This is a genomic window from Mesorhizobium sp. LEGMi-168a (assembly GCF_058312955.1).
Genome location: NZ_JBZEGV010000017.1, coordinates 90,810 through 112,689, shown reverse-complemented (window position 1 = coordinate 112,689; position 21,880 = coordinate 90,810). Strand labels below are relative to the sequence as shown.

Annotated in this window: 16 protein-coding genes; 4 read left to right on the top strand and 12 right to left on the bottom strand. The window is 64.5% G+C overall.

Features of this window, described 5'->3' with window-relative positions; all coding sequences use genetic code 11:
* Positions 1-83: 83 nt before the first annotated feature.
* From scpB to AC4FWB_RS21575, 6 genes are all read right to left on the bottom strand, one after another.
* Entirely contained in the window at positions 84-836 is a 753-nt protein-coding gene (gene scpB / locus AC4FWB_RS21600; RefSeq protein ID WP_491028277.1) for an SMC-Scp complex subunit ScpB, read from the bottom strand.
* Entirely contained in the window at positions 833-1,633 is an 801-nt protein-coding gene (locus tag AC4FWB_RS21595) for a segregation and condensation protein A (RefSeq protein ID WP_491028313.1), read from the bottom strand. Before AC4FWB_RS21595 ends, scpB begins: the two co-directional genes overlap by 4 nt.
* Before the next feature lie 63 nt (positions 1,634-1,696).
* Positions 1,697-2,716, bottom strand: a complete 1,020-nt coding sequence (nagZ, locus tag AC4FWB_RS21590) for a beta-N-acetylhexosaminidase (protein ID WP_491028276.1) — start codon at positions 2,714-2,716, stop codon at positions 1,697-1,699.
* Between the two features lie 135 nt (positions 2,717-2,851).
* The gene (locus AC4FWB_RS21585) at positions 2,852-6,556 is read right to left on the bottom strand and encodes an SPOR domain-containing protein (protein WP_491028275.1); all 3,705 of its coding nucleotides are present in this window, start codon (positions 6,554-6,556) and stop codon (positions 2,852-2,854) included.
* A gap of 103 nt (positions 6,557-6,659) precedes the next feature.
* Positions 6,660-8,417 carry an arginine--tRNA ligase gene (gene argS, locus AC4FWB_RS21580; RefSeq protein WP_491028274.1) on the bottom strand — a complete coding sequence of 586 codons (1,758 nt, stop codon included), beginning with the start codon at positions 8,415-8,417 and terminating at the stop codon, positions 6,660-6,662.
* A gap of 60 nt (positions 8,418-8,477) precedes the next feature.
* On the bottom strand, positions 8,478-9,695 hold the full coding sequence (locus AC4FWB_RS21575) for a deoxyguanosinetriphosphate triphosphohydrolase (RefSeq protein WP_491028273.1): 1,218 nt from the start codon (positions 9,693-9,695) through the stop codon (positions 8,478-8,480).
* 70 nt (positions 9,696-9,765) lie between these two features.
* On the opposite strand from AC4FWB_RS21575, the gene erpA reads away from it, so the two are divergent.
* From erpA to AC4FWB_RS21555, 4 genes are all read left to right on the top strand, one after another.
* On the top strand, positions 9,766-10,113 hold the full coding sequence (gene erpA / locus AC4FWB_RS21570) for an iron-sulfur cluster insertion protein ErpA (RefSeq protein WP_491028272.1): 348 nt from the start codon (positions 9,766-9,768) through the stop codon (positions 10,111-10,113).
* An 8-nt stretch (positions 10,114-10,121) separates the two neighbouring features.
* Complete coding sequence (locus AC4FWB_RS21565) at positions 10,122-10,514, top strand: VOC family protein (protein ID WP_491028271.1); 393 nt, start codon at positions 10,122-10,124, stop codon at positions 10,512-10,514.
* A gap of 7 nt (positions 10,515-10,521) precedes the next feature.
* A complete protein-coding gene (gene xth / locus AC4FWB_RS21560; RefSeq protein WP_491028270.1) occupies positions 10,522-11,316 on the top strand; it encodes an exodeoxyribonuclease III in 795 nt (264 codons plus the stop codon).
* A 62-nt stretch (positions 11,317-11,378) separates the two neighbouring features.
* A complete protein-coding gene (locus tag AC4FWB_RS21555; RefSeq protein WP_491028312.1) occupies positions 11,379-11,690 on the top strand; it encodes a hypothetical protein in 312 nt (103 codons plus the stop codon).
* A 182-nt stretch (positions 11,691-11,872) separates the two neighbouring features.
* Here the strand turns inward: AC4FWB_RS21555 and AC4FWB_RS21550 are convergent, their stop codons facing one another.
* The 6 genes from AC4FWB_RS21550 to AC4FWB_RS21525 form a co-directional block, all read right to left on the bottom strand.
* Complete coding sequence (locus AC4FWB_RS21550; protein ID WP_491028269.1) at positions 11,873-12,712, bottom strand: tetratricopeptide repeat protein; 840 nt, start codon at positions 12,710-12,712, stop codon at positions 11,873-11,875.
* Positions 12,699-14,423 (bottom strand): dihydroxy-acid dehydratase, encoded by a 1,725-nt coding sequence (gene ilvD / locus AC4FWB_RS21545; RefSeq protein ID WP_491028268.1) that lies wholly within the window; start codon positions 14,421-14,423, stop codon positions 12,699-12,701. Before ilvD ends, AC4FWB_RS21550 begins: the two co-directional genes overlap by 14 nt.
* A 293-nt stretch (positions 14,424-14,716) precedes the next feature.
* A complete protein-coding gene (locus AC4FWB_RS21540; RefSeq protein ID WP_491028311.1) occupies positions 14,717-15,955 on the bottom strand; it encodes an OmpP1/FadL family transporter in 1,239 nt (412 codons plus the stop codon).
* Positions 15,956-16,315: 360 nt separating this feature from the next.
* Positions 16,316-19,099 (bottom strand): valine--tRNA ligase, encoded by a 2,784-nt coding sequence (locus AC4FWB_RS21535; protein ID WP_491028267.1) that lies wholly within the window; start codon positions 19,097-19,099, stop codon positions 16,316-16,318.
* 217 nt (positions 19,100-19,316) lie between these two features.
* The gene (locus AC4FWB_RS21530) at positions 19,317-20,123 is read right to left on the bottom strand and encodes a PopZ family protein (protein WP_491028266.1); all 807 of its coding nucleotides are present in this window, start codon (positions 20,121-20,123) and stop codon (positions 19,317-19,319) included.
* 236 nt (positions 20,124-20,359) lie between these two features.
* A complete protein-coding gene (locus tag AC4FWB_RS21525; protein WP_491028265.1) occupies positions 20,360-21,673 on the bottom strand; it encodes a TolC family outer membrane protein in 1,314 nt (437 codons plus the stop codon).
* Positions 21,674-21,880: the final 207 nt, after the last annotated feature.

The window sequence follows — 21,880 nt, the reverse complement described above, 5'->3', positions numbered from 1 at the left end:
ATGTCACGCACTTTCGGCGTCGACGGCTTGCTACGAATCCGCGCAGCCCTGCCGTGGACCATGCAAGAGCGGCTTTTTTGCGGTCACTCCTCGGTGACGCGCGGGGTCAGCAGCCCAAGCTCCTCGAGGTCGATATCCGTCAGCGCGTCTTCGTCCTCGGCAAGCGCCTCCGGATCGGCCGGCGGCACCGGTATCGAGAAATTGGACGGCATGCGCGTCGACAGCAATCCGGCGCCCTTCAGCTCTTCCATGCCGGGCAGATCGCGGATTTCCTCCAGCGCGAAGTGATCGAGGAAGGCATCGGTCGTGCCATAGGTCACGGGACGGCCGGGCGTGCGGCGCCGGCCGCGCATCCTGACCCACTCCGTTTCCAAGAGCGTGTCCAGCGTGCCCTTCGAGGTCTCGACGCCCCTGATGTCCTCGATCTCGGCCCGCGTCACCGGCTGGTGATAGGCGATGATCGCCAGCACCTCGAGCGCCGCGCGCGAAAGCTTTCTCTGCTGGACGGAGTCGCGGCTCATCAGGAAGGCGAGATCGCCGGCGGTACGGAACGCCCAGGCGTCGCCGACCCGCACCAGGTTTACCCCGCGCTTGGCGTAGATTTCCTGCAGATCGACCATTGCCGCCGCTATGTTGACGCCCTCGGGCAGGCGCGCCGCCAGCTGCCGTTCGCTCACCGGCTCGGCACTGGCGAAGATGATCGCCTCGGCCATGCGGACGGCCTCCGACAGTTGCAGCCGCTCGGCGGGGTTCTCGATGGAACCCTGTTCGGCCATCTCGTCCAGATCGTCCTCGACCGTGAACGGGATGACCGAAGCGTTGGCGCGTTCGCTCATGATACCACCTCGACTGCCTTGACCCCTTGTGCGCGCCCGCGCAGGTAGATCGGCGCGAAAACTTGGTCCTGCCGCACTTCCAGCTTGCCCTCGCGCACCATTTCGAGCGTCGCGGCGAAGGAACTGGCAACCGCCGTGCGCTTCTCTTCCGGCGCCGCCAGATATTGGATCAGGAAGCTGTCGAGCGCCGTCCAGTCGTTCATTGTTCCGACCAGCCGCGCCAGCACCTCGCGCGCGTCCTTCAATGACCATACGGCGCGCCGGGCGATCGTCACATTGTTGATCGCCTGCCGCTGCCGCTGCTGCGCGTAGGCGGTCAGCAGATCGTAGAGCGAGGCCGAATAGGCGTTGCGCTTCTCGACGATCACCATCTCCGGCATGCCGCGCGCGAAGACGTCGCGGCCGAGCCGGTTGCGGTTGACCAGCCTTGCGGCGGCATCGCGCATCGCTTCCAGCCTCTTCAGCCGGAATTGCAGAACCGCCGCCAGTTCCTCGCCGCTCTCGCCCTCTTCCCCCGGCTGCTTCGGGATCAGCAGCTTCGATTTGAGGAAGGCAAGCCACGCCGCCATCACCAGATAGTCGGCCGCAAGCTCCAGCCTCAGCGCCCTGACCTTCTCGATGAAGGCCAGATATTGCTCGGCGAGCGCCAGGATCGAAATGCGGGCGAGATCGACCTTCTGGTTGCGGGCAAGATGCAGGAGAAGATCGAGCGGTCCCTCGAAGCCGGCGACGTCGACCACCAGCGACGGATCGCCGGTCAGGCGTGAATCGTCGTTCTCGGCCCACAGACGGTCCATCGGTGCGGCCTTCGCGGCCTTGCTGTCCAATGTCTCCGCCACTCGCCTTTCTTTCCCTTCGGTTCAGGCCACCGCTTCGAAATAGGTGGCAAATTCCGCGCGTATCGCACTTTCGTCGGCGACGTCGCGGCTCTTTATATAGGTCAGCGCCCGCTCCGCTCTCGCCAAGGACTTGCCTTCGAGCGCCGTCGTGCGCGCCGCGATCCCTGACATTTCCTCGAAAACGCCGTTGCAGTGAAGGACGAGATCGACGCCGGCCGCAAGGATCGCGGCCGCCTTTGTCGGGAAATCCCCAGAAAGTGCCTTCATCGACGTGTCGTCGCTCATCAAGAGCCCGTCGAAGCCGATCTCGCCGCGGATTACCTCGTTGACGACCTTGGCCGAGGTCGTCGCCGGATTGTCCGGGTCGACGGCGCTGTAGACGACATGCGCCGTCATCGCCATCGGCAGGTGGTTGAGCGCCTTGAACGGGGCGAAATCATGTCGCCGCAACTCGGCGAGCGGCGTGTCGACCGTCGGCAGCGCGAAATGCGTGTCAGCGATGGCGCGGCCATGTCCGGGAATATGCTTCATGACCGGCAGGACGCCGCCCGACATCAGGCCTTCGGCCGAAGCCCGGCCAAGCTCGATCACGGCATTGGGCTCTTTGCCATAAGCGCGCGCGCCGATCACGTCGCTGGCGCCCTCGACCGGAACGTCGAGCACCGGCAGGCAATCGGCGGCGATGCCTAAACGGGAAAGATCGAAGGCGTGCAGCCGCGCCAGGAGCCACGCGGCGCGGCGGCCGGCCTCATGATCGTCGCGCCAAAGCGCGCCAAGCGCGCCGCCGGCGGGATAGTTCGGCGCCAGCGGCGGCCGCAGGCGCTGCACCCGGCCGCCTTCCTGGTCGATGAAGACCGGAGCGTCCGGGCGCCCGACGCAGTCTCGCATCGAGGCGACGAGATCGCGGATCTGCTCGGCCTCGCCGATGTTGCGCGCGAACAGGATGAAACCCCAGGGGCGTTCATCGCGATAGAAGCGGATTTCCTCGGGGGTGAGCGATTTCCCGGCGCAGCCGAGGATCATGGATTTTGATTCGGTCATAGACGGAAGCTTAAGGCTTTGGCCAAGCAAAGGGAATCACCCCTGCCCCGCGGCGCCCGAATGCCGAAAGCCGTCCACAACGAAAAGCCGGCGCGGCCCTGAGGGCGGCGCCGGCTTTTGGGACGTTCGGGATGGTCAGCGCGACACGAAGCAGGTGCCGCCGGCCGCCTTGTAGCTGGTGCACAGGTTGATCGCGTCGTTGCGCGACTGCGCCGGAACGCGAACGCGGTAGAACGTGCCCTTGCCCGCGATCTCCGCCTTGACGATGTTGGCGGTGCGCCCGGAAAGCACGCTGCCGTAACGGCGCTGCAGGTCCTGGTAGGTCGACTGGGCGCTTTCGACCGTCGGCTGAGAGGCGACCTGCATCGACCACGAGCCGCCACCGGCCGAAGCCGTCGCCGGGTCGATGGAGGCGACCTTGTCGGGCTTGACCTCGCCGACGATGTCGACGGGCTGGTCGGATGGGCGCGGCGGCGCCACCGGCACCTTCGCCGGCGTGTTGGCCGACTGGGCCTTGGCTTCAGCCTTCGGCGCGGCAGTCGGCTTCGCCGGCTTGGCGGTCTCATCCTGACCGGAATCGGCCTGATCCGCGGACTGGTCGGCAGCCGGCGTGACGGTTCCCGTCGGCTGGGCGTCGCCCTGCCCGGCCGGCGCGACATGCTGCGGCGCCGGATCGGGAGGCTCCGTCGCCGCAACTTGCGGCGCGGGAGCCGGGTCCTCGCGCGGAACCAGCGAGCCGTCGGGCTTCACCATCATGGTCTTGACCTTGCGCGGTGCCACGGCGACGACGTCGTTGTTGGTCCCCTTGTCGGCCTCCTGCAGCACCTGGGCGATGCGGTCTTCCGATTTCGGCGCCGGCGCGGCCGGCTGAGCGCTCTCAGGCGCTGCCGCCTGGGCACCAGCCGGCGCTGCTGCGTCCGGAGCCGGCGCTGCTGCGTCCGGAGCCGGCGCCACTGCGTCCGGAGCCGGCGCCGCTGCTTCTGCTTTCGGCGCCGCGGCGTCCGGATTGCCCGCTGCGTCAGTACCAGGCGCTGCGTCGGTATCGTCAGGCGAGAGGTCGACGATCCGGCTCTGCGGCGGTTCCTTCGACGCCACGTCGATCGGCTCCTCCGTGTTGGTCACCAGTTTCTGCTGCGCCGGCTCGGTGGGCTTGGCCGCCCCACCCTTGGCCACCGCGTCATAGACCTTGTTGTCCTGGTTCGGCACCACGGCGCCGCCCGGATTTTCCGGCTTGACCTTGATCGGCGAATTGTCGGCCTTGACGATTACGGGCGCTTCGCTGCCGCCCTTGCCGCCGAAGGAGAAGGCAAGGGCGCCAAGCCCGCCGGCGATCACCGCGGCGCCGACGAGCGCGGCAACCATGAAGCCACGGCTGCGCGGCTTTGCGGCTTCGCGCTCGGCAAGGCCCGGCACGGTCATCGCCTCGTCGAGCTCGGGATCGTAGTCGAGTTCATCGGTGGCGAATTCGTCAGCCTGCGAAACCGGGCGGCTGCCGGGCAGATCGTCGGCATCGAATCCGCTCGCGGCAGCGGCATAGGAGGCGGCCACCGGAGCGGCGGGCGTCTCCGCGCGCAGTTCGCGACGATCATAGCCGGTCTTGAACCCGGCATTGTAGGAATCGTCCTCATAGCCCCGGCTCTGCACGGGCGCCTGAGCGATCTCGGTCGCGTTCATCTCGCTAAGCAAGCCTGCAAACTCGGCATCGAGATCGTCATAGACGGGTGCTGCCGGCTGATCCTCCTCGAAACTGAGCTCCGGAATATCGAGATCGTCGGCCAGCGCCACGACGCGCTCCGGCACATCGACCGTCTCGACATCGGGCATTTCCTCCTGATGGCGAGGCTGCGGCGCCGAGGCTGGCTTGGCGTAGGTGGAATAGTCCTTCGCCGGCTCGTCACCATAGGCAGGCGCCACCATCTGCAACGCCGGCTTGGCAAAGGCGGAATAATCCTTCACCGGCTCGTCACGATAGGCGGGAGCCGCCATTTGCGGCGCCGAGGCGGTCGGCGGCTGCGGCGCGAACGACGCCTGCGCAGGTGCGGCAACCGGGGTCACGCGGCTCCACGACCGGGCCGGTTCGGCGACCGACGCGTCCTGTTCGATGCCCTTGGCAAAAGCTGCATCGAAAGCTTCGTCATCGAAATCGATGCTCGGCTCGGCATTCTGTTCAGCCGCCGTGTCTTCGAAGCCCTGCCGGTCGAGTTCACCGGCGAGCAGCGCATCGAGATCGGCATCGGCAGGCTGCTCCTCGCTCCGCGCAAGCTCGTGCTCATCGAGATCCCAATCGAGATCATCGGCAGCGACGGCAGCATGCTGGCCGGTGTAGCCGGCCGGCTGCGGCGCCGGAGCGGGTTCCTTTGCGACCGGAGTGGGGGCGACCGGAGTGGGGGCGACCGGGGTGGTGGCGGCCGGAATGGGAGCAACCGGAACCGGCGCGGCCGGGATGGGCCGTGCAGTCATGGCGCCGAGCAGCGCGTTGAGCTCGTCTTCCAGGCTCCGCTCGGCAGAGGTCGCAGCCGGCTTGGCCGGTTCGACTGCCGCTATCGGCGGAACCGGTGCCGACACGGCCGGAGCAGGCTCCGCGAATGACGGCTCAGCCGCAGCCACGGGCTCGACAGCGGGAACTACCGGCTCCTCGGCAAGAGCGTCACCGAAGTTGAGCTCGAAATCGTCTTCGAAGACCTGATCGGTTGCGGCCTGGTGGTCAGCGACGGGTTCGGGCTCCGCGGCGGCAGCTTCAGGCTCCTCGGAAAGAGCGTCACCGAAGCTGCGTTCAAAATCGTCTCCAAAGACCTGATCGGTTGCCGCCCGGTGGTCAGCAACGGGTTCCACGGCGGGAGCTTCCGGCTCCTCGGCAAGGGCGTCACGGAAGCTGAGCTCGAAATCGTCTTCGAAGACCTGATCCGCGACAGGCTCGGGATCGGCAGCGAAATGCGCTGCCTCAACAGGCGCCTCGACAGCCTCCTGCTGCTCGGCATCGACCAGTTCCTGTTCCAGGATCGGCTGATCGAGATCCATGTCGACATCGGCCATTGCCTGACCGAACTCGCCGTCGAAATCTCCGTCCGCCATCGGCTGGTCGGCAGCGGGGTGAGCCTCGATCGGCTGAACATCAGCGGCCTCGGGCTGCTCGATCTCGCGGTCATCGAACGTCAGTTCGTCCTCGAGCGACATCTGGACGGCATTGTCGAAATCGGCATCGAATGCCGCCTCGGCCGTGGGCTCGACAACAGCGGGCTCGACGGCGGCAGGCTCGGCGGCCGCGACGGCGCCGTGGCCCGGCTCATGATGGTCGACCCGGAAGCCCTCATCCAGCGAGGCTGCCATTTCCTGATCGACGGAAAGGTCGTCCTCTAGAGGCGAGACTTCCTCGTCCTCCAGAGGCGAAACTTCGTCCTCCAGAGGCGAGACGTCCAAGGAGCCCGCGACCGCCTGGTCGAAATCATCGTCGAAGGCCCTGTCGGCGGCCGGCTCCGGCGCACGCGGCGTTGCAAAGTGAGCGTGATTGGCGGCGTCGTCAAAGACGAAATCCTGCTCGGAGGAAGCGGCAAGCTCATCGTCGGTGAGTTCGTAAGCCGGCTGGTGGTGGGCCGCCTGCTGCGCGACCGGCGCGCTTTCCTCGACAGCGTCGAATTCGCCCATCAGCTCCTTTTCCAGGTCGATGTCGAAATCGCCCTCTTCCGCAGCCTGGTTTGCCGGCGCAGCCTTTGCGGCCGCCGGCGTCTGCGGTCTGACCGGCTGACGCGGGTCGAAACCCATGATGCGTGTCAGTTCCGCGAAGGGATCGTCTTCAGCGATGGGGTTGTTGGCGGCTACTTTCAGCTGGGTTCTGTCTGCCATTATTGTTCCCGAACTCGCACACAGTCGGACGCCATGGACGTCGCGCAGGGTTGGCCCTTACCAGCGCAATGTGGGCAAAAGGTGACAGGTTTTTTAGTCAAACCTAACGCATTTCGGTAGGCGCATCAGCTCCTATCAGCGTCAGGCCGGAGGTCAAAACATCCGAAACAGCCTGCACCAGCCCTAGTCTGGCATACGTCAATTGTGGGTCGTTAACCTTAACAAAACGTAAGTCTGGGTTGTCGGTGCCCCGATTCCAGTGTGCGTGGAAGCTGGACGCCAGATCGTAGAGGTAGAATGCCAGCCGGTGCGGCTCCAGCGCAAGCGCCGCCGATTCAATCAGCCGTGGATATTCAGCCAGCTTGCGGATCAGGCCGATTTCGCCCTCATCCGTCAGCGATGCGACCGAGGCCACGAGCCGGTTGCGGTCGAAATTCGCCTCGCCCAATTGCTCGCTCGCCTGCCGGAACACCGAGTGGCAGCGCGCCGAGGCGTATTGCACGTAGAACACCGGATTGTCCTTGGACTGCTCCGTCACCTTTGCGAAGTCGAAATCGAGCGGCGCGTCGTTCTTACGGTAGAGCATCATGAAGCGGATCGGGTCGCGGCCGACCTCCTCCACCACGTCGCGCAGCGTGACGAAATCACCCGACCGCTTCGACATCCGGACCGGTTCGCCATCGCGGAACAGCTTGACCAGTTGGCAGAGCAGGACCGTGAGCTTGACCGTGTCGCCGGCGACCGCGCGCGCCAGCGCCTCCAGCCGCTTGACGTAACCGCCATGGTCGGCGCCGAGCACATAGATGAGATCGACGAAGCCGCGTTCGACCTTGTCCTTGAGATAGGCGACGTCGGCCGCAAAATAGGTGAACGAGCCATCGGACTTCACCAGCGCCCGGTCCATGTCGTCGCCGACGGCGGTCGAGCGGAACAGCGTCTGCTCGCGGTCCTCCCAATCGTCCGGCTTCTCGCCCTTCGGCGGCGGCAACTTGCCCTTGTAGATATGTCCTTTGAGCGTCAGGTCGGCGATCGCCGCCCGGATCTTCTTGGCATTGTCGGCATGCAGCGTGCGCTCGGAGAAGAACACGTCGTGATGCACATTGAGCAGCGCAAGATCCTCGCGGATCATCGCCATCATCGCATCCACCGTACGGTCCTTGACGATCGCCAGCGCTTCGTCACCCGGCATCTCCAGCAGGCCGAGGCCGAACTGCTCGGCCAGCGCCTGGCCGACCGGGATCAGATAGTCGCCCGGATAGAGGCCTGGCGGGATCTCGCCGATGTCTTCGCCGAGCGCTTCGCGGTAGCGCAGCATCGCCGAGCGGCCGAGCACGTCGATCTGCGAGCCGGCGTCATTGATGACATATTCCTTGGTCACGTCGTAACCGGCAAAGGCCATCAGATTGGCTAAAGTGTCGCCGACGACGGCACCGCGGCAATGGCCGACATGCATCGGGCCGGTCGGATTGGCCGAGACATATTCGACATTGGCCTTGCGGCCGCCGCCGATTTTCGAGCGGCCGTAGTTGCGGCCCTCGCCGAGCAGCACGGCCAGATGCGCCTGCCAGAACCCGTCCTTGAGTCTCAGATTGACGAAGCCCGGCCCGGCGACATCGGCCGACGCGATGTCGGCGTCAGCGCGCAGCGCTTCGGTCAGCTTCTCGGCGAGAGCGCGCGGATTCTGTCCGGTGGGCTTGGCCAGCACCATCGCCGCATTGGTGGCAAGATCGCCGTGGCTGGCGTCGCGCGGCGGCTCGACCGCAATGCGCGACAAGTCCAGCGCTCCGCCGTCCCTGTCTTTCAAATCAAGGGCTTCGACGGCTTTTACGATCCGCGCGTTGAAATCGGCGAAGATATTCATTGGGTCTGCTCTGGGTTTAGAAAGGCGACCGGCTTCTTGCCGGCAAAATCGTGGCTCGCCCTAGCTCAAATCCGGCGTATGGTCAAACAGACGCCTATGCTCCTTGAGCGCATAGGTGTCGGTCATGCCGGCCAGGAAATCGGCGACGCTGCGCGCCTTGATGTGGTCTTCCGCCCGATCGAGCCCTTCGCGCCAGCCGTCCGGCATGGCGCGCGGGTCGGCGAAATAGACATCGAACAGGTCGCGGACGATCTGTTCGGCATCCGCCCGCACGCGCATCACTTCAGCGTGCCGGTAGAGATGCTTGTAGAGGAAGGCCTTCAGTTCCTTTTCGGCCGCGGCCATGCTGGCGGAAAAGGTGACGATCGTCTCACCCGCCGCCCTCACCGCATCGGCGCTGTCCGGCTTGAGGCGCTCGATGTTGGCGGCGGTGGAAGCGATGACATCCTCCACCATCAATGTGATCTGCCGGCGCATCAGCTCGTGGCCGGTGCGCACGTCGTCGAGCCCCGGATAGCGGGCGCGCACTGCCTCGAGGATCGATCCCGGCAGGCCGACATCCTCCAGCATCTCCAGCGTCAGGAAGCCGGCGCGCAGACCGTCGTCGATGTCATGGGTGTTGTAGGCGATGTCGTCGGCGATCGCGGCGCACTGCGCCTCGATGCCGGCGAAGCGGTCGAGCTCGAGGTCGTGCAGTTCCGAATAGTCGCGGATCGCCTGCGGCACCGGCCCCTTCAACCCCTTCCCGCTCGCGTCGGTGAGCGGACCATTGTGCTTGACCAGTCCTTCCAGCGTTTCCCAGGTGAGGTTCAGCCCGTCGAACTCCGCATAGCGCCGCTCGAGCCGCGTCACCACGCGCAGCGACTGCGCATTGTGGTCGAAGCCGCCCCAACCGGCCATCTTCTCGTTCAGCGCTTCCTCGCCGGTATGGCCGAAAGGCGTGTGGCCGAAATCATGCACCAATGCCACCGCCTCGGCGAGATCCTCGTCGCCACGCAGCGCCCGCGCCAGGGCACGGGCAATCTGCGCCACCTCGATCGAATGCGTCAGCCTGGTGCGATAGTGGTCGCCCTCATGCGCGACGAACACCTGCGTCTTGTGCTTCAGCCGGCGAAACGCGGTTGAATGGATGATGCGGTCGCGGTCGCGCTGGAACGGCGTGCGGGTCGGGCTTTCCGGCTCATCGAACAGGCGCCCGCGCGAACGCGCCGGGTCGCTGGCATAGACGGCGCGCGGCCGGTAGCCGAATCCGATATCGTCGAGAGCATCTTTGCCCATTCACCCACCAGTTGACTTGCCCCCGCCTGCTTCATACTTATCATGGGAAACCGAAAGCAAGGTGACGCCGATGGGCGCGGATGCCAAGACTGCCATGAAGGTCGAGATGACCGACGCCGCCGCGAAGCGGATCGCAAAGATCGTTGCTGGTGAACCCGGCAAGACGGCGCTGCGCGTCTCCGTCGAAGGCGGCGGCTGCTCCGGCTTTTCCTACAAGTTCGATCTCGTCGATAGTCGCAACGACGACGACGTCGCCATCGAGAAGGATGGCGCGACGATTCTCATCGACGACCTCTCGCTGGTCTATATGGGCGGCTCGGTGATCGACTTCGTCGACGACCTGATGGGCCAGTCCTTCCAGATCAGGAACCCGAACGCCGTCGCCTCCTGCGGCTGCGGCACCAGTTTCTCCATCTAACCGGTCCGATGCCTGCGATCGGCGCGGTCCGTCAGGTCGCGCTCTCGGCCGGCCGCGATCTCGATACGACGCTGGCCTTCTGGCGTGACGTGCTCGGCATGGGCGTGCATGCGCGCTACGATCCGCCGGGCATCGCCTTCATCATGGCCGGCGATGTGCGGCTGTTCTTTGCCGACAGCGTGCCGCCCGGCACCGTCTATCTCGACATTGCCGGCCTGGAGGCCTTCCATGCCGAGGCGAAAGCCGCCGGCGTTCCCTTCACCGCGCCGCCGACGCTTGTCCATCGCGACACCGAAGGCCAGTTCGGTCCGCCGGGGGAAACCGAATGGATGGCCTTTCTAAAGGACCCGGCAGGCAATACGATCGGGCTCGTCGAGCGCCTTGCGCCGGAAGAACATTGAGGTCCGCATGAAGATCGTCACCTGGAACATCAACGGCGTTCGCGCCCGCATCGGCAACCTCACCCACTGGCTGACCGAGAGCGCGCCGGACATCGTTTGCCTGCAGGAGATCAAGACGCTCGACGATCAGTTCCCGCGCGCCGAAATCGAAGCGCTTGGCTACAATGTCGAGACCAACGGCCAGAAAAGCTTCAACGGCGTCGCTCTTCTGTCGAAGCTCCCCTTCGACGAGGTCAACCGCGGTCTGCCCGGCGACGATGCCGACGACCACGCGCGCTTCATCGAAGGCGTGTTCTCGACCGACAAAGGCGCGCTGCGTGTCGCTTCGCTCTATTTGCCGAACGGCAATCCGGTCGACGACGAGAGGAAGTTTTCCTACAAGCTGTCCTGGATGGCGCGGCTGGAGCGCTGGGCGCAAGAACGGCTAAGGCTCGAGGAAGCACTGGTGCTGGCCGGCGACTACAACGTCATTCCGGAGCGCGCCGACGCCAGGTTCCCCGAGAACTGGCTCGGCGACGCGCTGTTCCAGCCGCAGACGAGGCAAGCCTTCCGCCGCCTGAAGAATCTCGGCTTCACCGAGGCCGTGCGCGCCGTCACCGACTCATCAGATGTCTATACATTCTGGGACTATCAGGCCGGCGCCTGGCAGAAGAACAACGGCATCCGCATCGACCATCTTTTGCTGTCGCCCGAAGCCGCCAATCGCTTTTCCTCGGCCTCGGTCGAAAAGCATGTGCGCGCCTGGGAAAAACCCTCCGACCACGTGCCGGTGGCGATCGACCTCGCCTTGCAGCCGGCCTGAAGCCGCCGCCTACCCGGTTTTCGCGAACCCTGATCTCGCCACAAATCGCGCGTTTGATGCGAATTGTTGCGGGGGTTGAAATGGTGATCCGATCTGTTCTTTGCCCGATTGGCCTTGCGCTGGCGTTTGCCGCGCCGGCGCCGGCGCTTGCCGCCCAGGCGTGCCTTGCCAATGGCAAATCGTTCGAGGTCGGTGAGACAGTCTGCCTGACTGTTGCCGGGGAAAGTCACCTCGCGCGCTGCGACATGGTGCTCAACAACACGTCCTGGACGAAGGTCAAGGACGAGTGCCCTGGAGGGGTTCCGAAACCGCACCCGACGTCAATCTCGACGCCGGTGCCCAGCCTGGCGCCGACGGAGCCGACCGAGAACTGACGCCGAAGGGGATAATCTCTCCCCTCGAGGGGGAGATGGCCGCGAAGCGGCCAGAGGGGGTCGTCTCACATAGAGCGCCGACGTCTCTGGCGATACGGAGGGCCCTGGCGCTTCACGCGCGGCGACCCCCTCTGTCGCCTTTCGGCGACATCTCCCCCTCAAGGGGGGAGATCAGCAGCCGCTTACTGGTCGCCGTTGTTGCCCTTGGTCAGGATGTCGTCGGCGAGCGAAATCGCCGTGCGGCGGTCGGCTTCGCCGGCGGCGGCGAAGGCCTCTTCCTGCATGCTGCGGATCCAGGGCTGGTCGGCCGGCGGAGCGCGCTCCAGCGCCGCCGTCATCATCGCCAGGCCGCGCACGATCTTGCCGCTCTGGAACAAAAGATTGCCGAGTGTCGCCTGCGCGCCGGCATGGCCCTTCTCGGCCGCGAGCTGCAGCCAGCGTCCGGCCTGCTTGACGCTGGCCTTCACGCCGCCCTCGCCCTTCAAGAACATCTGGCCGATCTCGAACTGGGCGTTCGGGTTGCGGTAGTTGGCGGCGGCGCGCATGTAGTATTCCTGCGCCGCGACCTCGTTTTCCTCGACCGGGCTGCCGGGGATGCCTTTGCGCAGATAGTCGCCGAGCGCGACAAGCGCGTCCGAGACATAGCTTTCCTCGGGCGAGCCGGGCTCGACATCCTGGTCAACGATCTCCGAAAAGAACTTGAAGGCCGCATAGTCGTCGCGCGCCACGCCGTCACCTTCGGCATACATGCGCGCAAGCTTCCAGGTGGCGCCGATCTGGCCGTTCTCGGCGGCGTATTTATAGGCCTCGACCGCCTGATCCTTATGGCCGTTCTTGTAGGCGGAGAAGCCGAACTGGAACACCGCCCACGGGCTCGACTGCGGCTTCACGCCGGTCTTGTCGTCGAACACCTTGTCGTCGAAGGCCATGGCCTGCCCGACGGCGCCCAAGGTCGCCCCGAGACCGGCGATCACGACCAGTGCCGAAAAGACAGATGACCTCAACACCTCAAATGTCCGCATAGCAGTGTGTTTCTTTCGCACCGCCCGGATGGGTGACCGCGCCGTCGCGAGCCGACCCTACGGTCTGCGCATATTTCCAGATCGCGCCGGACTGGTAGTCGGTCTTGCGCGCCTTCCATTTCTTCGCCCGCGCCGCGAGCTCGGCATCCGACAGCGCCACCTCGATCGTGCCTTTCACGGCGTCGATCGAGATCACGTCGCCATCCTTGATAAGCCCGATCGGCCCGCCGACCGCCGCCTCCGGCCCGACATGGCCGATGCAGAAGCCACGTGTAGCACCGGAAAAACGTCCGTCCGTGATCAGCGCCACCTTGCCGCCCATGCCCTGGCCGTAGAGTGCCGCCGTCGTCGACAGCATCTCGCGCATGCCCGGACCGCCGCGCGGCCCCTCGTAGCGGATGACGAGGACCTCGCCTTCCCGGTAATTGCGCTGCGTGACCGCTTCGAAGCACTCCTCTTCCGAATCGAAGCAGCGCGCCGGGCCTGAGAATTTCAGCTCTGACATGCCGGCGACCTTCACGATCGCGCCTTCGGGGGCAAGGTTGCCCTTCAAGCCCACAACGCCGCCTGTCTTGGTGATTGGCCGATTGGCGGGACGCACAACATCCTGACTGTCATTCCAGGCAACGTGCTGCATATTTTCGGCCAAAGTGCGGCCGGTGACGGTGAGGCAATCGCCGTGCAGATAGCCGTGATCGAGCAGCGTTTTCATCAAGAGCGGAATGCCGCCGGCCTCGAACATGTCCTTGGCGACATATTTGCCGCCGGGCTTGAGGTCGGCTATGTAAGGCGTCTTCTCGAAGATCGCCGCGACGTCGAACAGGTCGAACTTTATGCCGGCCTCATGCGCGATCGCCGGCAGATGCAGCGCCGCGTTGGTCGAGCCGCCGGTGGCGGACACGACAGTCGCGGCATTCTCAAGCGCCTTGCGCGTGATGATGTCGCGCGGCCGGATGTTCTTGGCGATCAGCTCCATGACCTTTTCGCCGGAGGCGAAATTGAAGCGGTCGCGCATCTCGTAGGGCGCCGGCGCGCCGCAGGAATAGGGCAAAGCCAGGCCGATCGCCTCGGCGACGGTCGCCATGGTGTTGGCGGTGAACTGGGCGCCGCAGGAACCTGCCGAAGGACAGGCCGCCTGCTCGATCTCGAGCAGCTCGGCATCGCCGATCGTGCCGACCGAATGCTGGCCGACAGCCTCGAACACGTCCTGGACGGTGATCTGCTTGCCGCGATAGCTGCCGGGTAGGATCGAGCCGCCATAGATGAAGATCGACGGCACGTTGAGGCGGACCATCGCCATCATCATGCCGGGCAGCGACTTATCGCAGCCGGCGAGCCCGACCAGCGCGTCGTAGCAATGGCCGCGCATGGTGAGCTCGACCGAATCGGCGATGACCTCGCGCGATACCAGCGACGACTTCATGCCCTGGTGGCCCATGGCGATGCCGTCGGTGACGGTGATGGTGCAGAATTCGCGCGGCGTGCCGTTGGCGGCGGCCACGCCCTTCTTCACCACCTGCGCCTGGCGCATCAGCGAGATGTTGCAGGGCGCTGCCTCGTTCCAGCAGCTTGCGACGCCGACCAAAGGCTGCGCGATCTCGGCCGCCGACAGGCCCATGGCATAGAGATACGAGCGATGCGGCGCGCGCGCCGGACCAACGGTCACGTAGCGGCTGGGCAACTTGGCCTTGGAGATCACCCTGGCGTCCATACTCGTCCTTGCCGCACACCCCGCGGCCGGTCCCATCGCCGGGCCATCCTGGCACGCATCCCGAGACCTATCCGAGTTGCTCCGGGTTTATGGCGGGAAATGGGCAGTTCCCTCGGCAAGCCTTTTAGCGCCGGGGTTGTTCATAAACTGTTGCCAAAACGTCACAATCGCATGGGGCGCCCGTTGCAGCGCCAGTTTGCAACAATGCATCGGCCAATCAGGCCAGGCAGTTGATTGCGCAATGAAAAAAGGCCGGGCGATCCCCGGCCTTTTTTCTTGAAATTTGCGGAACCTTAGAATTTGATCTTGAGGCCGCCCGAAATCGCCGTGACCAGATCGTTGCCGAAGTCGTAGCTGGCATCGGTGCCGGCCAGATAACCGTTTTCGCCGGCCACTATCCCTGAATGGCCGCTGGTCATGACGCCGATCGCGCCTGCCAGGCGAACTTCGATATTCGGCTTCGGCGTGTAGGCGACGCCGCCACCAAACGTCCAGGTGTCGGTCTGCGAGCCGTACCCGTGCGAGGTGCCACGATCCCAGGACAGCTGGCCGGCAGCGCTCCACTGGTCGTTGAACTTGTGGCCGACGCCGCCCGAAACCGTCCAGCCGTCACGATACATCAGATCCAAAGAGGTCACCTGGGCCGAATGAGCGTCGTCGCCCGTGACGCACAGCGCAGCGGGCGTACCCACCACGCAGATCGGAACGCTTTGCAGAACGCTCCAATTGACCCACTTGATCGAACCGAAGGCGAGCCAGCCGGGCGCGATGCCCGACTGCAGCTTCAATTCCACCACATCCGGCATGTACTGCGTTGAGCCGTAGATAGGCAGAACAACGCCGCCGACATTCGTGAGATCGAGCGTGCCCGAGATGTTGTCGAGCTTGACCTTCGAATTGTAGACGAGGCTCGCGCGCAACGCGATGTCGGGGATCTCGTAGGCGAGGCCCGCGCGCCAGCCCCAACCGCTGCTGGTCAGATCAACGCGGCCAGTGCCGCCGAAGTCGGGCACCAGCGGTGACACCAGGCTTTCCTTGAAGCCGAAGACTTTCTGATAGAAAACACCGCCGATAAAGCGGAGCTGACCCTTGCCCGCATCCATCTTGTAAGAGCAGGTCGCGGCGTAGTTGTCGCTTTTGATGTCGGTTTCCATATTGGAAAACGCACCGTTCCAGACGCCGGGCGCCGTATGCGCGCCCCAAGGCTGCGAATAGTCGACCATACAGTCGACGCCCTGCACGACCTGGACCTTCGCTCCGATGCGCGGGACCCAATAATCCTCGGCTCCGTCGGCCGTGGTCCCGAAACCGAGGTCAAGCCCTCCCGGACCGCGGGCATTTTTGTATTTGCGATCCGGCATCACGAAGGTCGCTTCCGCTTCCGTCGCAAAAGGCGCCGGATCGAACAGCAGGTCGATGTCGTAGCCGCCGCGCTCCAGGCCGCCGGCATGCGCCGGATGCATGGCTGCTCCGACCAAGGCCAGCGAAAAGCACCCCGCGCCCAGCAGTGCTTTGAGCCGCAAAATATTCATGGAGTCCCTCCCCGAAATACCAGTGAGGCAAGCTAGAACCAATTCGGGTTAACGGCGCAACTACGAATTCAAGAGTTGTACACGTACACCTTGACAGCTCGCATTTTTGCCATGGTGCCCGGCCGCGAAATCGAGCCTAATCGCGGCTTAACAGGCATCGAATGGCAGGAAAAAGCTGCAAAAACCTTTCAACACAGGCCAAAAACAGGCCATTTTCGGAGAAATAGGCCCCATTGTTACATTATGGCAACAATGGGGCGCAAAGTTTCCGTTTACGTCAAAATTAACGCAACGGCACGCCTATCTCCGATTGAGATTACGCTCCGGAAAGCTGCTCTTCGACGGGGCGAATCTTGTCTCTCAACCGGCGTCGCGAACCCTGGTCAGAGCGACCGAAAGCTTCTCCTGCGCCTCGCGATATTCGGCGAGCTTTTCGCGCTCGGCCTCGACCACCTCTTCCGGCGCGTTGGCGACGAACTTCTCGTTCGACAGCTTCTTGTGCAGGCGGGCGATCTCCTCGGTCACCTTGGCCAGTTCCTTCTGCAGCCGCGCGGCTTCCGCCTGGAGGTCGATCAGGCTGCCGAGCGGCAGGCAGACGGTCGCTTCGTTGAGGACGATCTGGGCCGAGCCCTTAGGCGGCGTTTCCGCCAGCGATATGCTGCCGACACGGGCCAGGCGTTTGATCGCCTGATCGTGGCGTTCGAGCCTCTCGCGCGTCGTTGCGTTGGCGCCGATCACCGCCAGAGGCGCGATCGCCGCCGGCGGCACGTTCATTTCCGAGCGCACCGAGCGGATGCCTGAAACGAGATCGACCAGCCAGTTGATGTCGGCGGCGGCTTCATCGTCCTCGAAATCGGGCGACGGCCAGGCGGCGTGGCAAAGCAGCGATCCGCGCTCCTTGCCCTCGCCCGCGGTCTGCGCCCAAAGTTCCTCGGTCATGAAAGGCATCATCGGATGCAGCAGCTTGTAGATTTCGTCCAGCACGAAGGCGACGCAGGCCCGGCTCTCCGCCTTGGCCGTCTCGTCGGTGCCCATGAACACCGGCTTCAGGAGTTCCAGATACCAGTCGCAGAACAGGTTCCACACGAACCGGTAGGCCGCACCCGCCGCCTCGTTGAAGCGGTAGGTGGTGATGCCCTCGGTGACCGCGCGCGCAGCCCGAGTCAGTTCCGTCAGGATCCAGCGGTTGACCGCGAGCTTGGCATCGTTCAGCCAGAAATCGTCGTTCCTGGCGACCTCGTTCATTTCGGCGAAGCGCGTCGCATTCCACAGCTTGGTGCCGAAATTGCGATAGCCGGCGATACGCGCCGGATCGAGCTTCACGTCGCGTCCCTGCGCCGCCATGACAGTCAAGGTGAAGCGCAGCGCATCGGCGCCATATTCGTCGATCAGGTCGAGCGGGTCGATGACGTTGCCCTTCGACTTCGACATCTTCTGCCCGTTCTTGTCGCGCACGAGCGCATGGACATAGACCGTGTGGAACGGCTCCTCGTCCATGAAATGCAGGCCCATCATCATCATGCGGGCCACCCAGAAGAAGATGATGTCGAAGCCGGTCACCAGAACGTCGGTCTGGTAATAGGTCCTGAGCTCCGGCGTCTGGTCGGGCCAGCCCAGCGTCGAGAACGGCCATAACGCCGAGGAGAACCAGGTGTCGAGAACGTCCTCGTCGCGCGTAAGGATCTCGCCTGGCTGGAAGTTCTCGAGCTTATCCTCGACCCAGGCCTTCCACGGGCCTTCCAGCGCCAGATAATATTCGATCGCCGCGGCGAGCGCCTCTTCCTCGGTCTTCTCGACGAAGACGCGTCCGTCCGGCCCGTACCACGCCGGAATCTGGTGGCCCCACCAGAGCTGCCGCGAGATGCACCAGGGCTGGATGTTCTCCATCCAGTCGAAATAGGTCTTTTCCCAGTTCTTCGGCACGAAGTTGGTGCGGCCTTCGCGCACCGAGGCGATGGCCGGCTTGGCGAGCTCGGCCGCGTTGACGTACCACTGGTCGGTGAGGAACGGCTCGATCGGCACGCCGCCGCGGTCGCCATGCGGCACGGTGTGGCGATGCGGCTCGACCTTATCGAGGAAGCCGCTGGCTTCCATCAGCTCGACGATCTTCTTGCGTGCGGCGAAGCGGTCCAGCCCGTCGAGCTCGTCCCAGACGGCCTGGCGCTCCGGCGTCACCTCGAGACCGGCGAGGAAGTCCTCATTGTCCTTGAGCTTGACGGCCGCTTCAACGGTCAGGATGTTGATCGCCGGCAGCTTGTGGCGCTTGCCCACCTCGAAATCGTTGAAGTCATGCGCCGGCGTGATCTTGACCGCGCCGGAGCCCTTCTCGGGGTCGGAATATTCGTCGGCCACAATAGGGATCTTCCGGCCGACGATCGGCAGGATGACGTTCTTGCCGACCAGATCGCGAAACCGTTCGTCGTCGGGATGCACGGCCACCGCCGTATCGCCGAGCATGGTTTCGGGGCGCGTCGTGGCGACGGTGATGAACGTCTTTGGGTTCTCTGGGTCGAACACCGTGCCTTCGACCGGATAGCGGAAATGCCAGAGATTGCCGTTGACCTCGTGCTGCTCCACCTCGAGGTCGGAGATGGCCGTCAGCAGCTTCGGATCCCAGTTCACAAGGCGCTTGTCCTTGTAGATCAGGCCTTCCTTGTAGAGGGTGACGAAGACCTCCAGCACCGCCTTCGACAGCCCCTCGTCCATGGTGAAGCGCTCACGGCTCCAGTCGGCCGAGGCGCCGAGCCGCTTCAGCTGGTTGAAGATCGCGCCGCCGGATTCGGCCTTCCACTCCCATACCTTTTCGATGAACTCCTCGCGTGTCAGGTCGCGGCGGTGGATCTGCCTTTCCATCAGCTGGCGCTCGACCACCATCTGCGTGGCGATGCCGGCATGGTCCATGCCGGGCTGCCACAGCACGTTCTTGCCGCGCATGCGCTCGAAGCGCACCAGTATGTCCTGCAGCGTGTTGTTGAGCGCATGGCCCATATGCAGCGAACCGGTGACGTTCGGCGGCGGGATGACGACGGTGAAGGCCTCCGCCCCTTCCTCCGCCCCGGCGCCGGCGCGGAAAGCGTCGGCCTCTTCCCAGATTTTGGCGATCTTCGGCTCGACGGTTTTTGCGTCGTAGGTTTTATCAAGCATGGAGGAAGTCCGAACTGTCGGGAACAAGCGTCCGGTGTAAATCGGAAGCTCTTGGCCGAGTCAACCGCGAGAAGGATAGGCGCGCCTTGCGCAGATAGGCTTGCCGCGATCGACGGCAATCCCACGCCTCATCGCAAAACGATCCCGGAGCTGCATTTGCCGGAAACAAAAGCGCCGCCCAATGGCGGCGCATCCTAGCTTGAACGGTCGGGCTAAATCACTGCGCGCCGCGCGCCACGCGCTCGATTTCCTCGCGCACCAGCCGCTCGACCAGTGTCGGCAGGTTGTTGTCGAGCCAATCCTGCAGCATCGGCCGCAGCATCTCCTCGGCCATTTCGTCGAAGGTCTTCTTGCCGCGGCTGGCGAAGGCATCCGAAAGCTCGCCGAACGCCGCCGCGACCTGACGGCCGGCATGCTCGGACAGGATCGCCGGCCGGGCCGGCGGCAAATCGGCCGAGGATGGTGCTGAAATCTTGCCCGACGCCGCGGTTTCGGCGGTTGACGTGGCAAAATCCTCTTCGTCGATCTCGACTTCCGGCGCCGCCTCCGCCGGACGCGCGGCCACCTTCGCCTTGACCGAGCTTCCGCCGACGGCAGCGATCTCGCGCCGCCAGTCGGCGACGATGGTATCGGCGCTTTGCAGTGCGCCTGCTGCTGCGGCCGGAGCGCCGGGCTCGGCGGCGACGCTGGCCCCGACTTCGGCCAGGGTGGTGGGCGCAGGCGCGGTCTTCACGGGCTCGGGGCGCGTCTCACCGCGCTCGACCGCCGGATCGGATGACGCGAGCTGGGCCTGGATCTCCGCCAGGCTCATCGGCTTCCTGGGGGTGGATTCCGCGTTGAGCTCGGAACGGAAGGCGTCAACGTCGGCTGTCGGCGCCGCCGTCGGCTGGAGGTCCTGGCGCAAGTCGCCGCTGTCGGTCGCCGGTTGCTTGCGGCCGGTGTCGCTGTCCTCGATGATCCTTCGGATGGAAGCAAGAATCTCTTCCATGGAAGGTTCGCGCTGTGCGCTGCTTGCCGTCGCCATCGTCACATCCGCCGCCCTTGTGACCTATTGCAGATTTCCATTCCGGCCCGGCCGGAATTCGAATCAATGGCGACAGCGTAACCGACCGATCGTCATCCGAGAATCCCCAATCTGGGGACACATTGGATTTCAACAGATTAGCTGGCTCCGCGCCAGTAGCCGACCGCTTGGCGCTCAAATGCAAAAAACGCCGCGCATCCGACGGATGCGCGGCGTTTTGGAAGTTTGCAGAAGGATCAGCGGCCGTCCGGCGTGCGCAATCCGATCCACTTGTCCTTGACGGCGTTGTAGTGCTCTTCCGGCTTGTATTTCGTGACCGCTAGGCCGAGCCGGTCGACCGACAGGCGACCGATCGCCGACAGGATGGCATAGCTCGCCACGACGACGTCGCGCTCGGAGCTGGCCTGGTTGATCTTGGCCGTGATGACCGCGTTCTGCGCGTTGAGCACGTCGAGCGTGGTGCGCTGGCCGACATTGCGCTCCTCGATGACGCCGTTGAGCGCCAGTTGCGCGGCGGCGATCACCTGCCTGTTGGCATCCACGCTTTCGCGGGCGGCGGTGTATTGCGTCCATGCCGAAGCCACTGCCTGACGCACCTTGTCGCGGTTGACGTCGACTTCGATCCGAGCCTGGCTGAGCGATTCCTTCGATTGGCGAACCAGCGCCGAAGTGCGGCCGCCGGAATAGATAGGAACGGTCAGCGTGGCACCAATGTTGGCGGAAGTCGAACCGCCATTCGTTCCTAAATCCGGATTGCGGTGCAGATAATCCTCCGAAATGCCAGCAGACGCAGACAACTGCGGCAGTAGCGCCCCTTCGGACGACTTCACCGAAAACGCCGCCGCGTCGACGAGATGCTCGGTGGCAAGGATGGCCGGATGCTCCGCGGCGGCAATGGTGAAGGCCGAATCGAGACTCCCCGGCAACAGCTTCCCAACCGGCGCGGCCGCCTTGAGCTTGCCCGGCTCGTCGCCGACTATCTGGTGGTAGGTCGCCGCACTGGCCAGCGCCGTTGCGCGAGCGGCGCTAAGCTGGGCCACCGCCGTGGCGCGCGAGGCGTCGGCCTGGGCGACGTCGGTGCGGGTGCCCTCGCCGACCTCGAAGCGCGACCGTGCGGCGCGCGCCTGTTCGGTCAGGAACTGCAGGTTCTGTTCGGTCAGCACCGCGACCTGGCGATCGCGAATCACATCCATATAGGCGCTTGCCGCGTTGAACAGGATGTTCTCTTCAGTGTTGCGCAGGCTTTCTTGCGAGGCGCTGACCTGCGCTTCGGCGGCGGCGACATTGTTCTTGGTCTGGAAACCGTCGAACAGCGTCTGGTTGATTTTGATGCCGAAACTGCCCGTGGTCAGCTTGGAATTGGGGCTGGCACCGTGCGTATTTGTGTAGTCGACACTCCCCGAACCGGTGACGGTCGGCCGGTAACCCGACTTGGCGATGGCCACCCCCTCGTCGGTGACACGGGTGCCGGCACGGGCGGAGTTCAGCTGGGAGTTGTATTGATAGGCCTTGGCGAGCGCGCCGGTGATGGTTTCTGCCGATGCGGCCATTGGCGAAAGCGCGGTCGCCGAAACGAGCATGGCTGTTAGAAAAGTCTTGTGTAGGGGCGGCACGTATTATCCCTCATTCGTTTTGCATGGGAACCACGCCACGTCAGCCCACCCTTACAGATCAGCCAGCGCCGCGTTGGTATCGTTCCCCCGCTGACAGCCCCCCGAAAAACGCCCGGTCAAGCAAATCAGCAACGATTGTTCAGG